This is a genomic window from Clostridium sp. CM039 (assembly GCF_055081075.1).
The window spans coordinates 1,292,311-1,309,095 of sequence record NZ_CM143649.1 but is presented as its reverse complement, the minus strand read 5'-3'; the positions used below and the strand labels follow the sequence as shown (position 1 = coordinate 1,309,095).

The window sequence follows — 16,785 nt, the reverse complement described above, 5'->3', positions numbered from 1 at the left end:
AGTGTAACACATTTATAGTACATAATAAAAAATGTAGTCAAAATGACGTATATATATTGATTGCAAATTTATTTTGGAGGTTGATGACAATGAATAAAAAAAGATTGATAAAATTAGTATTGGCAGTTGGATTAATAGCTTCAAGTACGGGAGTAGTCGCATTTGCAAGCCGAAATTCTGCTAGTGTGACTAAAAATGTTGTTAAAGTGGCGAGTGAAAAGACGGAGATTGCTGTGAAGAAGGATATTTCGGACACTTTGGCTGTAAAAGGTAACACTAAAAAAGTAACGAATAATGTTACAAAAGAGGAGCTTACCCAAAAGTTGAAAAAATTTGAAGGTGGAACAGAAAAGGATAGCCTTGCAACTATCCAAGAAATAGAAAATATAATAAAAGAAATTGAAAACGGTGGAGGCCGTGGGGTTTGTGTAGAGATAGATACACAAACAGGTCAGGTTTTAGACATATATAGGCTCGCGGTACCGGAATAATGTTAGAGTTCAGTGGTTCAAATAATTCTATTGTAGGCTTTACGCGTTATAATTTAAATACAATGAAATTTGCAATATAATTCCCAATGCAGAAAAAAATAGTAGGTGGTTAAAGAATGATAAATATATTAATTGTGGAAGATGACGTGCCAATATCAAATTTAATTAAACTTAATTTAAATATGGCAAACTATGAGTGTAAGCAATGCTATGATGGAGAAGAAGCTTTAAAAATGATACAAAATGAAAAATTTGATTTAGTACTTCTTGATATAATGCTTCCAAATATGGATGGTTTTACTTTATTTGAGAAGATAAAACCATTAGAATTACCTGCAATTTTTTTAACTGCTAAAAATTCTGTTGAGAATAAAGTTAATGGGTTAAGAATTGGTGCAGATGACTATATTACAAAACCATTTGAAGGCATAGAGCTTATTGCAAGAATTAAAAATGTTCTAAGGCATTATAAAAAAAATACTGAAACATTTAAATGCAAAAATTTAGAAATAAATCTTCGGGAGCGGACAGTAAAGGAAAAGGGGGAAATCATTGATCTTACATTGAAGGAATTTGAACTTTTGGCATTTTTAGTACAAAATAAAAACATAGCACTTACAAGAGAGCGACTAGTAGAGAAAGTTTGGGGTTATGACTATATTGGAGAAACTAGAACTATAGACAATCATATTCAAAAACTAAGAAAAAAATTAGGCTTAAAGGACAATATAAAAACAGTGTTTGGTTTAGGATATAGATTGGAGGAGTAAATGAAACTTTGGGAGAAAATATTCATATGTACATTAATAGTTTTTCAGGTTTTTTTCATTTCTTCCAGTGTATATTTGATAAATAAAAGCTTTACATTAAATTTAGATAGTGAAATTAATTCTGGAATAAATGAGCAAAATAGACTATGTAGCTTATTGGAAGCTAATATGTATTTAGCAAAAATCTATAAGTATACCAATCCTGAACAGTATCAATTTAGCAAAAAAGAAACAGATTCAATTATAAGCACATACATGAGTTATTTTAAAGGTGAAAAAATATACATAAATATAACAGATGAGTTCGGCGAAAAAATTTGTAATGATTTTAAGGGAAATGCCAATATTACAAAGGCAGAATTGAATACACCTTTAAATAAAGTTACTTATGCAATACGAGATGTAAATAGTAAATCATATGTGTTTATAAATAAAAAAATAAATTTAAATAATTATTATTACAGGATTTATTATATAAAGGATATATCAAGTATTTATGAAAATCAAAAATCTATGTTTAACCTTTTAATCAGGTTAAATATAATTATATGCATTGCATTAGCAGGCGTTATGGTAATATTAAGTAAAGCCATTGTGAAGCCTATAAATAAACTCATAAAATCAACTCAAGAAATATCTGAAGGTAATTTCAGTGAAAGAGTAAGTGTAGGGTCCGATGATGAGATTGGATTACTTGCTAAAAACTTTAATAATATGGCAGACGTAATAGAAGATAAGATAAATGCACTAGAAAATGTATCAGAGGATAAGCAAAGATTTATTGATAATTTATCACATGAAATTAGGACTCCTTTGACTTCAATAATAGGGTATGCTGACTTTTTAAGGACTAATAAATGTGATGAGAAAACCACTATAGAATCCTTAAATTATATATATAATGAAGGCAAAAGATTAGAAAAATTATCTTCAAAATTAATGGATTTGATAATTTTAAAAAGAGAAAGCATAAAAAAGAAGAATACAAATGTAAAAAAACTTTTATATGAAATTAATAGTCATTTACATTGTAAGCTGAGGGATAAAGAAATAAATTTGAAAATTATAACAGAGGATTTTGATTTACTAATAGACAAAGAACTGTTTGTTATTTTAATAAGCAATATAATTGATAATGCAGTAAAGGCATCTAAAATAGGGGATGAAATTTGCTTAAAGGCTTATATGAATATAAATGCAATAATTGAAGTTAAAGACAATGGGGTAGGTATTGCTAAAGATGAGATAGAAAAAATTTTTGAGCCTTTTTACATGGGAGATAAATCTAGGAATAGGAGTAATAATGGTGCTGGTTTGGGGCTCTCAATATGTACACAGATTGCTGAGATTCATAATGCTAAAATTTGTGTTGAGAGTAATTTAGGCAAGGGTACTACTATGCGGATGGTGTTTAAGGATATAAGTTGCCACCTATAAAATAGAGATAATGGGACTAATTTATTTAATAATAGGAATTGTGAGTAGATATAAATAAAATGTTACAAAAATGTAAGATGAAAGAGCAAAATGTAAGCCAAAGCAATGGCGGTATATTTTGCTTTTTTGTATACTAAGAGTGTAAAACATATTCAAAATAATTAACATTAACGACATTTCAGAAGGGAAGTCACCCACTTCTATAAGTGGGTGTTACATACTATAACAAAGAAAAAACTTCAGTGGAAGTATAAAACTCCTTCTGAAGTCGTTGATGCTATAGCTTCGCAGAAGATAATTTAACGGGGGGTATTTATAATGACAGAAGTATTAAAGATAGAAAATCTAAGAAAAGTTTACGGATCAAAATTTGGTGGTGTAAAATATACAGCACTTGATGATATAAATTTGAAAGTAGAAAATGGTGAATTTGTAGCAATAATGGGACCATCTGGTTCAGGAAAAACAACCTTTTTAAATGCAATATCAACTATTGATAAACCAACCTCAGGAAGTGTAATAATTCATGGTGATGACATAACCAAACTAAAGGAGCCCAATTTGTCTAAATTTAGAAGAGAAAAACTTGGATTTATATTCCAAGACTTTAATTTGCTTGATACTATGACTCTAAAGGAAAATATTGTACTGCCTTTAGCTCTTGCAAAAACTCCTTATAAGATTATAAAGACAAAGTTACAAGACATAAGTATTAAGCTTGGCATTAGGGACATATTAAGCAAATATCCTTATGAGGTATCAGGAGGACAAAAGCAAAGAGCAGCGGCCGCAAGAGCAATGATTACTGAGCCTTCTATGGTGCTCGCTGATGAACCTACAGGTGCTTTAGATTCCAAATCTTCCAAAGAATTGCTCGGATGCCTTGAGAATTTAAATGAAAAAAATAAAGCTACAATTCTTATGGTTACTCATGATGCCTTTGCAGCATCTTATTGCACGCGAATTGTATTTATTAAAGATGGTAAACTATTTAATGAAATTTATAAAGGGGATAAATCAAGGAAGGATTTCTATCAAAATATATTAAAGATTCTTTCAGTCATAGGAGGTGGTACAGATGACCTTAATTAGCATGGCTGTAAACAATATAAGGAAAAACTTTAAAAATTACTGGACATTTTTTCTAAGTTCTACCTTCAGTGTTTTTGCATTATATCTTTTTATGTCTATTGTAAATAATAGTGATGTAAAAGTCCAACTAGGAGAGATGAAAAGCTGTATGAGTATATTTATCATTGCTGCCTACATGATTGCAGCTTTCTCAGCGTTTTTTATATGGTATTCTAATTCTTTCCTTATAAAATCAAGGAAAAAAGAGTTTGCAACTTATATGTTACTAGGCATGTCCAAAAAGCAGGTAGTAACATTAAACATTATAGAAAATTTAATAACTATATTTGGTGCCTTTTGCAGCGGAATTTGTTTAGGACTAATTTTCAATAAATTTTTTATAATGCTATTATATGTAATGATAAGAGTTACAGGTGATGTGCCTTTTCAGATTAGTTTAGAAGCTTTAAAATTTTGCTCTATAGTATTTGGAGCTATGTTTATAATAATTAGTATTCACGGTTCTAAGCTTATATACAGGGATAACCTTATAGATCTTTTCAATTCATCAAAAAAAGCTGAAAAAGGTTTAAAAGTATCCTTTTTAACCCTAATAATTAGCATCCTTTCTTTAGTTTTCTTAGGCTATGGATATTATATGGCTATTAGAAAGGTTGCTGCTGATATTCGCCTAGCTCCCTTGATAATATTGTTAGTTGTTATCGGAACTATATTATTTTTTACAAGCTTTACTTCTTTAATTATTTATATTAGTAAAAAGAATGAAAAAAGTCTCTTTAAAGGAACAAAACTTATATATATTTCACAACTTTACTATAGATATAAAGGTAATGTAGGTACCCTAAGTGTAATAGCAGTTACAACTACTGTAGCTCTTTGTGCCATGATTTTCTGCTTTGGACTTCTTAATCAAGTTGAAGAAAATTCAAGAAATATGAGACCATTTTCTATAGAATATGCAAATGGTACTAATAATACAGATAAAATCTTTGAGGATACTATTAAAAATCACAAAAAGGTTTCAGTTGTATATAAGGATAATATGGAGTTTCTTAAGGTAAAAACTAAAGATTACCTGCTTGGCAGTCATGAATTTTTAGTTTTAAACGAAAGTAAATTTAATGAAATTAATAGTCATGAAAAATCGGACATAAAAATAAATTTGAAAAATGATAGGGATTGCTATTTCTTTCAAATAGCCATGGCTGTTACTAATAAAAGCGTGATTGGTAAAGAGGTTAAATTAATGGGGGGAGGTAGTGACTATAATCTAAAGATAACTGATACTGATATGAAATACTTTATGGCACTTGATAACTCTAAACCAACGTTTGTTGTTAAGGACAGTGTCTACTCTCAAATTAAAAATACAATTTCTAAAGAGAATACCTATAAAGTAACGGGATATATACTTAATAATGATTTCTTTTCAGAAAATTTTATTAAAGACCTTAAAAGCAAAATACCTTCTGAAAATAAGCTTTTAACCTTCTATGAACATTTTACAGATGGCATAACGTTAGCGGGTATGATGGCCTTCAGTGGATTATTCATTGGATTAGTATTTCTTACAGCTACAGGCAGCATTATATATTTTAAAATGTCCATGGAAGCTGAGGAGGATAAAAACAAATTCATAATTCTTAAAAATATAGGGGCTAGTAAAGCTGAAATAACAAAAGCTATCTCAAAGGAACTAATGATTTTATTTGGAGTACCCTTCGTTATGGCAACGATAAATTCTTTTGCTGCATCAATTCCAATTGGAAAAATGGTTACAATTAATATTACTAAAGAGTTTATTATTATAATTTTGGTTTATGCAGTGCTTTATAGTATATACTATTTAATAACTTTAAAATCCTATATTAAAATTATAAGTAGATAACATTAAGATAGAAGGGTAAATTATCTTCAGCGAAACTATATTGACGACTTCAGAAGAAGAGTTAGACTCCTACTGAAGTTATCTCTTTATGATTAAATAATCATTTCATATAATAAAGGGTATCTTGAGCTAAATCCTTATTATATGAAATGATTTTTCTTTTATTTATAAAAGAAATTATACAAGCATTACTGATTATTTGAACAATCCCATTCTTGTTAGAAAGGGGTTTATTAACAGTAGTATAATTAATAATAATGCCATTTTACCGAAAACACTTCTTAAAATTTTATTTAATTTAGGATAATTTGTTTTACTGCTATAATTTCCTACTGTAAGAAAAGCTAATGTAATAATGCTATCTGTAATTTTAAAATATAATGTATTTGTTATTCCAATTTGTTTCATAAAAAAGGAGCCTAAATAAACATCTCCTATGGTTAATGCAATGGTAAGTCATTTAAAAATAATAATCCAATACCAACAAAAGGGTTAGGAGATTTTTTATTTTATACAATACTACTTTCAGGCATATATAAAGTAAGTAATGATTCTAATTTTGTATTTTATGGGGCATGTTTAATATTTTTAGGATGTGCAATAAATTGGATTATAGTTTGTTTTATATATAATAAGAAATGGTATAAGGGGTTCCCAGCAACATTTATCCCTCTTATGTCACTATTACCATTATTTTTGAAGCTTGTAAATTGAATGTTTAGTTCATAAATATTGTTAACATAGCTTTATAATAATCAATAAAAAGTGCCTGTTTCATTGCCAACTATTGATATGGGACATATTATATATATAATATGCCCCATATCAATAGTTAATTATAAAGTCTTCCTAATGCGTCTGCTCCAAGTATAGCTGCATATACATCATCTGCAGTAACCGCAAATGGCATATTATGAATAGTTTCTCCCACTGCGCAGGAAGTTTCAGCGACCCTTCTTATATCTTCTTCTTTTATTTCTTTGATTCCCATTTCTTCTAAAGTAACAGGCAATCCTAAATCAATACAAATGCCTATAACATCATCGAGTTCTTCTTGTGGGCTATTTTCTAAAACTAATTGAGCTAGTAATCCAAAGGCTACTTTTTCTCCATGATATAAGTGATGACATTCCTCAAGAACTGTGAAACCATTATGAATTGCATGAGCAGCTGCTAGCCCACCACTCTCAAAGCCTATACCACTTAAGTATGTGTTAGCCTCTATTATATTTTCAACTGCTGGAGTACAAACTCCTATTTCTACCGCTACTTTGGCTTTAATACTATCTTCTAATAAAGTATTATAACAAAGCTCTGCTAAGGCATAAGCAGCTTTGGTAATTTTACCGCCACTCATATTTGATGCATTAGATTGCTTGCAAGCTCTTGCTTCAAAATATGTCGCTAATGCATCTCCTATGCCTGCTACTAATAATCGAGCTGGGGCATTAGCTACTATTCCTGTATCAACTAAAACTACATTTGGACTATTTGGTAAAAATAAATATTTGCTGAAACTGCCTTATTCTGTATATATAACGGAGAGTGAACTGCAAGGAGCATCTGTTGAAGCAATAGTTGGTACTATTACCACGGGTAAATTTTCATAGTAAGCTACAGCCTTAGCAGTATCAAATATTTTACCTCCGCCTATTCCTATAACGACATCGCAGTTATTAGTTTTTACGTCTTCTCTTAATCTATCTATTTCGCTGTTGCAACATTCTCCATTAAATTTTTGAAATGTAAGTTTAACGTCTGTCCCTTTAAAGCTTTTATCTATAATTGGTTGGTTTCTCTTGATGCCATTAGAACTTGCAATTATATAAAATGATTTTCCTAAGTTTTTTGTATGTTCGTTTAAGTTTCTTAATTCTCCATTTCCTTGAATATATTTTCCAGGTGATATTATTGTCTTTAGCATTTTTCCAACTCCTATTGTTTAGTGGCATTATTGTTCATATATATTTTAACATCAAAATGCGGGCCTTTCTATGAAGTTGGTTAAAAAATTAACATAATGATGTAAAGAATTAGTATAAACTACCGATTTTTTAATGCAATATAGTATTGTTCATAAATTATTATCATATTTGTCATGTTACTGTCACATAATAGGACTAGTATTAATGAATAGGATCCCCCTATAAAATAGATATTTACAAATAACACCGGATAGATACCGGTGTTATTTTTTTGCATTAAATTTCAGGTTTATTGCTATAAAAATCAATGTAATTGCTGATTGTAATAAATAGCTAAAAATCTTATAATGATGAAAGGCGATTAGAAAATGAGTGGGCATTTTTAGTTTGTTTAATAATGAAAATAAAGTAGAATCTCAGTAAAATAGATAAGTGCAACCAGTAGTTGACAATAAGAAAGCTGGAGTTGGTAGCTTTTTTATAACTATTTTCGTAGGATGGATATGGAGGTGTTAATAGTGAATTTTTCAGAAAGACTACGAAAATCAAGAAAAGAGAAAGGATTTTCTCAGGAAGAGTTAGCTGATAGAATAGGAATATCGAGACAGGCTGTTTCAAAATGGGAGTCAGGTCAATCAAATCCTGATACTAATAATTTAATAATGCTAAGTGAATTATATGGAATAAGTTTAGACGTTTTACTAAAAGGAGATCAGGAAAAAGTAGAAGAGATAACAAAAGTCATTAATAGAAGTTTCCATTATGAATATAAAAGCAAGAGAAAAATTTTTGGAATTCCATTAGTTCATATTAATATTGGACTAGGAATTTATGAAGCAAAAGGAATTATTGCAATAGGAAATATTTCAAGGGGATTAATATCATTAGGAATACTTTCGCTAGGCGTGTTAAGTTTTGGGGTTGTAGCGATAGGGCTGATAAGTATAGCAAGTATAGCTATAGGTATTTTAGTCGCTCTAGGGGGAATTGCCATTGGCACTATTGCCATAGGGGGAGTAGCAATGGGAGTAATTACCCTTGGAGGGTTATCCATTGGAATGTATTCAGTAGGTGGTTGTTCAATTGCGTCAGAAATAGCAATAGGTAATTATGCAATGGGACATATAGCAATAGGAAGTAGTGCCAATGGGGTGAGAACTATTATTGATACATCATCTAATGGTAATTTTGCCAATATTACAGCTGCGCAGATAGAAAATTTAATCAAAGAAGAGTATCCAAAATTATGGGATCCTATTGTACATTTTATGACAATGTTTTTATAGGGAGGATACTCAGGAAGAAAATTTGTCTAACATAATGATAAGTAGATCTTTTCAACAATATTAATTAGCCTGTATTTGCAATATATATGTGAATACAGGTTAATTTTTTGAGTATCTGGAAACAAATAATTACTTCAATTATTATTTACAACGTAACAATGTTATGTTACACTAAATGTATAATAAAAAAACAATATTGTTAAATAACCTCAAAGCATAAAAGGAGTGGCAATATGGATAAAGAGTTAATAACGAAAAAAGAGTTGCTAGAAGTCACGAATGTTTCCTATGGGCAGTTGTATAGATGGAAAAGGAAAAATCTTATACCAGAAGAATGGTTTATAAAAAAATCTAGCTATACTGGTCAAGAAACCTATTTCCCAAGGGAGGAAATATTAGATAGAATAGAAAAAATTATTAATATGAAAGGGGATGCATCATTAGATGACCTGGCACAAATGTTTTCACCACAGTTAGCGGATGTGTTTTTAAATGAGAGCGAGTTATTAAAAAAGAAGATTGTTACGAAGCAGACATTAACAATGTATAAAAACATCTATGGAGAAATAAAAACATTTTCTTTTAAAAAAATCTTATATATTTCACTATTAGAAAAGAGCTTAGTATCTGGTAATGTATCTTTAGAAGAAAGTAAACTTATAATAGAGACTTTAGAAGGAAATTATAAGTCGTTAGAAGGTAAAAATTGCGAGATGATTTTTTTAAGAAAATTTGGGATGGCGCTATGTTTTTTAATAACTGTTCCTAATGAGGTTTATATAGAAAAAGATGCAAAAATAGTATTAAGGCTTAATATTTCACAGTGCATCGAGGATCTTAAAATTAAAATTTAACGACATTTAAGCTCCGCAGGAGATGATTTAATATAGAAAAATATGGGAGGTTTAATATGGAAAAGATGAATAATAATGATATAAAAATAAACGGCTCAGGAAGTTCAGGTGGTGGAAAATATAATAGTGTAATTATAAGTGGGTCAGGAAAAATTAACGGTGATTTAGAGTGCATAGACTTTAAAACTAGTGGTTCATCAAAAGTTGCAGGTAATTTAAAAGCAGAAAGTATAAAAATCAGCGGGTCTGCAAAAATTGAAGGTGATGTAGAAGTAGGAGATATAAAGATAAGTGGATCCTCTCATATCGTAGGAAATGTAAAAAGCAAAAGCATAAAAATAAGTGGATCAACTCATATAGAAGGAAGCCTATACGGAGAAGAAGTTAGTGTAGCGGGCTCAGTGAATATAGGGAAAAATTGTGAAACGGAATGTTTTAAGGCTAGTGGTGGTTTTAAAATACAAGGATCATTAAATGCAGGACAAGTAAATGTTAAACTAGGTGGGAAATGCATTGTAAAAGAAATTGGTGGCGAGCATATTGAAATAAAAATTAATTTTTTTGATAATTCTTTGGTTAGAAAAGTAATTGATAAAATGTTTAATTCAAGAAGTGAGTTAACCACAGAGCTAATAGAAGGGGATGATATATATATCCAAAACACCAATGTAAAAATAGTAAGAGGAGATAATATTACGGTAGGTGAAGGTTGTAATATAGGGCTTTTAGAATATAAGGGAGAGATTAATATTTCCGATGCGTCCATAGTCAAAGAGGTAAAGAAGCTATAAATGTAATTAAAGTAAAACTTAATTATCTATTGAAGGTGTTTAAAAGTATGTATTTATTGTATAATCATAGGATATTATCATAAAGTATAAAAGGAGAAATTATGAGTTTAGCTTTTCTAAATATGATTATATATATCATCAGAAATATATTATTAATTAAACAAAATATTTTTTGGTCGAGATTTCTTATAGTGAGGCTTTAAAATCTATTCCCAAAATAGTTATTATAAACCATAGATTAGAAAAATTATTAGTTGAACAATCTATTATTAGTAAGAAACAGTAGTAGGGTTAATCAATAGACGAGGATTAGAAAATTAGTTTTGAAAAAATTTAGAAGATTGGTAGGCGAGTGTTATGAAAAGAGTATTTGCACCGGGATGTGCATTAATGATTTATAAACCAGAGTTAGGGAGAAAAGTACTGGATTTTTTAAATAGTGAGTTAGGAGATATAGATGAATATTTAATTTGTTGTAATCATAAACCTAATTTGGAAAATGGAACACAAATAATAAATGTCTGTGCTGGTTGTGATAGACGGTATAGGGAACTTTATGAAGAAGTAACGACAATTTCACTTTGGGAGATATTAGCTGAGGTAAAAACATTCCCATTCCCAGATTATAAAGGAATGGAAATGACTATACTTGATCCATGTCCTACTCGAGATCAGGAAAGAGTGCATAATGCAGTAAGAGTGCTATTGAAAAAAATGAATATCAACTTGGTAGAACCAGAAAAGACGAGAACAATTGGTACTTGTTGTGGAGATAGCTTTTATGGTGTTCTTTCTGTGGAGCAGGTTAAGGAGCAAATGAAAAAACGTGCTCACGAGATGCCTGCTAGCGATGTTGTTGTTTATTGTGTTTCTTGTTCTAAATCAATGTATATAGGTGGTAAGAAACCGAGGTACTTAGTAGACCTTTTATTTGGAGAGGATACAATACCGGGGACATTTGAACCAGATGATTGGCACGGGCAACTTAATAATTTTATAAATGAACATTAAAAATTTTTTAGTTTCAACAGGTACTATTTTTAAAGTATACTCACGAGGGCAATTATATGCCTTCTTTTTTTATCTCCAATAAGTCCCAAAACAAGCCAAATGGAATATCTGCACGTTTTCTGAATTCGCTTTTATCAAAATTTTATTATACTAAACATATAAGTCATTTAAGCTTGATTGAAGTTAGTTTATTTGACAAAGTCATATTTGTAAATTTGTTAATGCTAATTAACGAATTCAATAATACCAAGTATTATTAGCAATATACCTGAAAATAAGGGTGCGTATTTGCCCAAAATTTCACCTAATACATGATTACCTACGGCCTCACCAAATATAATTGTAAGAATACTTAATATAAATGTAGATATGACTGTAAGTTGAATATTAACTCCGGTTATACTTGCAGCTACTCCGGTTCCTAAATTGTTAAAGGTTAATCCGAATGCTACAATGAGAGCTTCTTTCATATTTATATCGCCAGAGTTATCTAAATCTGATTCTTCAGCATAATCAATCATTTCACTAATGTTTTTCAAGGCAAGTGCCTTTGAATTAGTCTTATTTAAAAGATTTACTATACTTTGGATTATAAAATATACTCCCAATATAATAATAACTATAGCACCTAAACCATTAGCTATTGAGTGAGGTAAAAATTTTGATATATATGCTCCAACTAACATAGATAAAAGTGTTCCTACGGATGTTACAATGGCTATTATAAGATTTGCAATTATACCTATTTTTACTTTCTTTATTCCGTAAGCTATTCCTACAACAGCGTTATCTAGGTTAGAGGATAAGCTAAATGATAATGCTGATATAATTAATGACATATAGGTTCTCCCTTTTCATTATTTACATTTTAATATATGGGTTATAACCTTATAAGGTGAAGAATTATCTTCAATGGAAAAAGTGTATAACATCAAAAAGGGATATCTGATGAGAAAAACTAATGAGAGTAGTATTAATATATAAAAAAATTAGGATACTATTTATAGTATCCTAATCAATGAGTTTTTGTGTTATCTACTACGTAATGCGTCTATCGGATCCATTTTTGAAGCTTTTAAAGATGGATAAAAGCCTGAAATCATACTTAAAACTACGCAGAATAGTAAAATTAAACCAGCATCTGCAAGTGGCAATTTAGCTACTTCCATATAAGGAGCATTTGCAGAGATATTCTTTAAGAAACCATAAACTGCTGAATTGATGAGTTTAGATGCACCTAAAGTAAATAGTAATCCTATGCCTGCTGATAAGACGCCAATAATAAATGATTCTGCAACGAAAATATTCAAGATATCTTTTTTTCGTGCACCCACGGCGCGGAGAATACCTATTTCCTTAATTCTTTCAAGTACAGAAATATAAACAACTATTGATATCATTAGAGCTGCTACAAGAATTGATATTCCGGAAAATCCCATAAGTGCATAACGCACTTGTTTCATTGCTCCATCAACTTGCGAAGATATAGTTTTACCGGTTAATTCAAATTTGTATTTATCTTGTGAATCATTTAATTTTTGGAGGCTTGCATCTAAGTCTTTAGTATTACTAGAATATAAAACTAAGGAAGGGCTTTCCAAAGTTATTTTATCTATTTTAAACTCTATTTCATAAAAATTAATTGCCCAATCACTCGTTGCGTAATAGGTATCAATTAAAGTTGTAGTATTGGCAATTCCGGCGATCTTCCAAGCTTTCACAATGGGTACTTCAGGAATACCACTTTGCTCACTATGTGGATTAGAACCTTGTTTTAAATAGCGAACGTACATATTTTTACCAATTAAGTCCTTGAGATCACCACCATTTTTTTCTAAATCCTTCGCGGTGGAAAGTGAGATAACAATTTCATTTGTGGAACCTGCTTCTGGAAGGCTGCCATATTGAATGTCATTTTTAACATCTTCTAGCACCCCTGGAGCCATCATCATAACCAATTTTTCTCTAGTGGATTGGTCGGACAGTTTAGTCATCAATTTTTCATCTTTAATTATGCTTTGATCTAAAGAATAAAATTGTGCAACAGGAATTCCTTTGCCTCCAATTTGAAAGTAATAGGCATATATATTTTTATCTAAGGACATAACTGAGTTTATATCACTATATTTTAGAGGCTTAATATTTTTTAGAGACTTATCAGTATTTTCTTTTAACCCTACAGTTATTGCATTTGTTGGAAATATGCCTTTAACTTGAGTATCAACTGCATTAGTTGTACCTGAAGTAATAGCTATAGCTAAGGCAATTCCACAAATACCTATAGAAGTACCAATGGCTGTTGCTAGGGTTCTACCTTTTTTAAGCCATGCGTTACGAAGTGATATTTTTAAGGATGATAAAAAGGACATTTTTGATTTTGTTTCTATTTTATCTATAATAGGCGCAGCGGTTGACACCGAGGCCATATTTTCTTCAATAGAAATTAACTTACCATCTTCCATTTTAACAATTAAATCTGCATAAGCCTTAGCAAGGTCCGGTGCATGGGTAACCATGAGTACTAGCTTATCTTTTGAAATTTCTTTTAATAATTCCATAACTTGCTCACCTGTTTTAACATCTAAGGCGCCAGTTGGTTCATCGGCTAAAATTATTTCTGGATCATTAGCAAGAGCACGGGCAATAGCAACACGTTGGCGCTGTCCACCTGACAGAAGGTTTACTTTCTTCTTCATTTGATTTGATAGTCCAACTTGCTCTAAGAGGCTACATGCTTTTTTCGTTTTATTTTGCTTAGATATTCCTGATAAATCTAAAGCGAGTTCCACATTTTGGATTGATGTTAGTGAATTAAGCAAGTTAAACTGTTGAAAAATAAAACCCACTGTATTTTTTCTATAAGTGTCTAAATCTTTTTCTCCGGCCTCTTTTAAAGATTTTCCGTTAACAATAACATCACCTTCAAAATCCTTATCCAAAGCTCCTATTAAGTTCATCATTGTTGTTTTTCCGCAACCAGAAGGTCCAACAATTGCCACGAGTTTTCCATTAGGTAAATCAAAAGAAACATCATCTAATGCTATAACCTGGTGCTTACCGATTTTATATGTTTTTCTTAAATTTTTAATTTGTAACATTTACTATTCCTCCTATTCATCACGCAATGCGTCGATAACTTGAATTTTAGTTGCTCTTTTAGATGGAAAGTGTCCCGCTAAAACTGCGACTAATATACTGATAACAATTAGTCCGGCAATAGTTACAAAGGGAATTTTAATATCTGTAAATGGGATACCGGTTAATGGGATATTTACGATATTATCTGCATTAATATTTAATACATTATTGATTATTCTATTTGCAATTGGTTGTATTATAAAAGCTACTAGAACTCCAGTGACCCCTGCAAAAAGACCAATTAAGGCAGACTCAGCTTGGAAAATACGAGCAATATCTTTATTTCTTGCTCCCACAGCTTTTAAAATACCTATTTCCTTTTTACGCTCAAGTACACTTGAGAAAATTACAATCCCTATTAAAATTGTTGAAACTACGAGTGCTAGTGATATAAATACAATCATAACCGCCTCGGCCAAATTAATTAAAGTTTTGATAGCAGTTTTAACCATAACAATTTGTGAGGTTGCGGAAAAGCCTTTTGTTTCCGTCATTTTATTTCCGCCAATACCGCCATTTTCCTTAGCATTAATGTAATTTAATACAGCTTCATTGTTATGAACGTCTTTTATAACCACTTCTGCATTTACTATGCGGTTTTCTTTTCCTATAAAATAGCCATCATTTTTTAGCCATGTATTAACTGCATCATAAGAATAATATGCAGAGGCTGAGCTTAAGGCTATTTCATCCACAACACCGACAACTTTAAAATCCTGTGTATATTTTTTACCTAGAATTTCATCTCCTGTGATTGGATTTGTGGTTTTCTCCTGAATTATTACCTTGAGTTTCTTACCAATGGCTTTTGTATAATCATCTTTATCTGGGTTCATGCCATACATTTCAATTACATTTTTAGCCATATCCTTATTTACTAATAATTCATTCTTATTGTCCTTTGGTACACTACCTTTTAGTGCATGCTCAATGTTTGTAAGATAATTTTCACCAGCTAAGGAGTTAAAGGGAATATCCTTTAATTCTTTATTATTTGCTTCAAAAGAAGTAATATCTTTAACATTTAGGTCTTCTCTAACATTTAATACGTCGGGATTTTTCTTAATGCTGTCATAGACATTTATATTCTTTGGGTAATCAGTTTTTTCAATCGCCGCATCTTTAAACTTCATAGATGCTTGTATTATGTTAGCACTAGCAAAAGAATTTGTTTGAATATCTATGTAATTAGTTGCCCCATTGCTAAGCCCGATAACTAATAAAATACCTGCTATTCCAATTGAACCAGCAATAGTGGTTACGACTATTCGTCCCATTTTCTCTTTAATATTTCTAAGGGATAGTTTTATGGCATTTCCAAAAGACATGCTACCATCTTTCTTTTTTAGCTCTGATTTTAAACTATTTTTTTCAGATTCATTAATTTTCTCGTCTTTTTGAATTTTACCATCTAGAATAGCTACAACGCGGGTAGAGTATTCATATGCCAGTTCTCGGTTGTGAGTAACCATAATAATTAACTTATCACGAGCAACATCTTTAATAAGCTGCATAATTTGAATCCCTGTTTTTTTATCAAGGGCTCCTGTTGGCTCATCTGCTAGTATTATGTCTGGATCATTTGCAAGGGCTCTTGCTATAGCTACACGTTGTTTTTGGCCTCCAGATAATTCACCTGGCTTATGATCCATATGTTTTTCCAGGCCTACCTGTTTAAGTAAGCTTTCTGCACGCTTTATACGATCCTTTTTTGATAGACCGATTAAATTCATAACAATTTCAACATTTTCAAGTGCTGATAAATGTTCAATTAAATTAAAGGATTGAAAAATAAAGCCTATATTGTTTTTACGATATAAATCCCAATTCTTTTTTTTGTATTTTTTAGTTGATTTTCCCTCAATAATTAAATCACCTGAAGTTGGCCTATCGAGGCCAGCGATTATATTTAAAAGTGTGGATTTTCCACAGCCTGACGGTCCGAGAATTGAAACCAATTCCCCTTTTTCAAAATTAAGATTTACAGAGCTAAGAGCGTTGAAACTCTTCTTTTTTTCAATAGTATATTCCTTTGAAAGATTGTTTAATGATAAAAGCATAAATAACTCCTTTCGAATCCATTAGTGTATTTCCAGTTTTGA

Annotated in this window: 13 protein-coding genes and 1 pseudogene; 9 read left to right on the top strand and 5 right to left on the bottom strand. The window is 30.6% G+C overall.

What is annotated here, in order from left to right; translation table 11 throughout:
- The first annotated feature begins 89 nt into the window (after positions 1-89).
- The 5 genes from ACWJJ2_RS06115 to ACWJJ2_RS06095 all read left to right on the top strand — a co-directional run bounded on the left by ACWJJ2_RS06115 (position 90) and on the right by ACWJJ2_RS06095 (position 5,678).
- Positions 90-491 carry a hypothetical protein gene (locus ACWJJ2_RS06115; RefSeq protein WP_462953988.1) on the top strand — a complete coding sequence of 134 codons (402 nt, stop codon included), beginning with the start codon at positions 90-92 and terminating at the stop codon, positions 489-491.
- Between the two features lie 116 nt (positions 492-607).
- On the top strand, positions 608-1,261 hold the full coding sequence (locus tag ACWJJ2_RS06110) for a response regulator transcription factor (protein WP_462953987.1): 654 nt from the start codon (positions 608-610) through the stop codon (positions 1,259-1,261).
- Positions 1,262-2,698: a HAMP domain-containing sensor histidine kinase gene (locus ACWJJ2_RS06105; protein ID WP_462953986.1), complete on the top strand. Its 1,437-nt coding sequence runs from the start codon at positions 1,262-1,264 to the stop codon at positions 2,696-2,698. It abuts the gene before it with no gap.
- 318 nt (positions 2,699-3,016) lie between these two features.
- Positions 3,017-3,790 (top strand): ABC transporter ATP-binding protein, encoded by a 774-nt coding sequence (locus ACWJJ2_RS06100; protein WP_216302981.1) that lies wholly within the window; start codon positions 3,017-3,019, stop codon positions 3,788-3,790.
- Positions 3,777-5,678, top strand: a complete 1,902-nt coding sequence (locus ACWJJ2_RS06095; protein WP_462953985.1) for an FtsX-like permease family protein — start codon at positions 3,777-3,779, stop codon at positions 5,676-5,678. Before ACWJJ2_RS06100 ends, ACWJJ2_RS06095 begins: the two co-directional genes overlap by 14 nt.
- A gap of 195 nt (positions 5,679-5,873) precedes the next feature.
- On the opposite strand, the gene ACWJJ2_RS06090 is transcribed toward ACWJJ2_RS06095, so the two are convergent.
- Together ACWJJ2_RS06090 and ACWJJ2_RS06085 are read right to left on the bottom strand one after the other, a co-directional pair.
- Complete coding sequence (locus tag ACWJJ2_RS06090) at positions 5,874-6,086, bottom strand: hypothetical protein (protein WP_220287540.1); 213 nt, start codon at positions 6,084-6,086, stop codon at positions 5,874-5,876.
- Between the two features lie 424 nt (positions 6,087-6,510).
- Positions 6,511-7,602 (bottom strand): annotated as a pseudogene (locus ACWJJ2_RS06085) (glycerol dehydrogenase).
- A 519-nt stretch (positions 7,603-8,121) separates the two neighbouring features.
- Between ACWJJ2_RS06085 and ACWJJ2_RS06080 the strand changes: the two are divergent.
- The 4 genes from ACWJJ2_RS06080 to ACWJJ2_RS06065 all read left to right on the top strand — a co-directional run bounded on the left by ACWJJ2_RS06080 (position 8,122) and on the right by ACWJJ2_RS06065 (position 11,545).
- Positions 8,122-8,889: a helix-turn-helix domain-containing protein gene (locus tag ACWJJ2_RS06080; protein WP_220287545.1), complete on the top strand. Its 768-nt coding sequence runs from the start codon at positions 8,122-8,124 to the stop codon at positions 8,887-8,889.
- Between the two features lie 233 nt (positions 8,890-9,122).
- Positions 9,123-9,743, top strand: coding sequence for a YhbD family protein (locus ACWJJ2_RS06075; protein WP_220287547.1), 621 nt, complete (start codon positions 9,123-9,125; stop codon positions 9,741-9,743).
- Between the two features lie 56 nt (positions 9,744-9,799).
- Positions 9,800-10,534, top strand: a complete 735-nt coding sequence (locus ACWJJ2_RS06070) for a polymer-forming cytoskeletal protein (RefSeq protein WP_220287549.1) — start codon at positions 9,800-9,802, stop codon at positions 10,532-10,534.
- A gap of 357 nt (positions 10,535-10,891) precedes the next feature.
- Complete coding sequence (locus ACWJJ2_RS06065; protein ID WP_220287551.1) at positions 10,892-11,545, top strand: (Fe-S)-binding protein; 654 nt, start codon at positions 10,892-10,894, stop codon at positions 11,543-11,545.
- Between the two features lie 224 nt (positions 11,546-11,769).
- On the opposite strand, the gene ACWJJ2_RS06060 is transcribed toward ACWJJ2_RS06065, so the two are convergent.
- The 3 genes from ACWJJ2_RS06060 to ACWJJ2_RS06050 form a co-directional block, all read right to left on the bottom strand.
- On the bottom strand, positions 11,770-12,384 hold the full coding sequence (locus tag ACWJJ2_RS06060) for a manganese efflux pump (RefSeq protein ID WP_220287553.1): 615 nt from the start codon (positions 12,382-12,384) through the stop codon (positions 11,770-11,772).
- Positions 12,385-12,576: 192 nt separating this feature from the next.
- The gene (locus ACWJJ2_RS06055) at positions 12,577-14,643 is read right to left on the bottom strand and encodes an ABC transporter ATP-binding protein/permease (RefSeq protein ID WP_220286965.1); all 2,067 of its coding nucleotides are present in this window, start codon (positions 14,641-14,643) and stop codon (positions 12,577-12,579) included.
- A gap of 12 nt (positions 14,644-14,655) precedes the next feature.
- Complete coding sequence (locus ACWJJ2_RS06050; RefSeq protein ID WP_220286964.1) at positions 14,656-16,743, bottom strand: ABC transporter ATP-binding protein/permease; 2,088 nt, start codon at positions 16,741-16,743, stop codon at positions 14,656-14,658.
- Positions 16,744-16,785 lie beyond the last annotated feature (42 nt).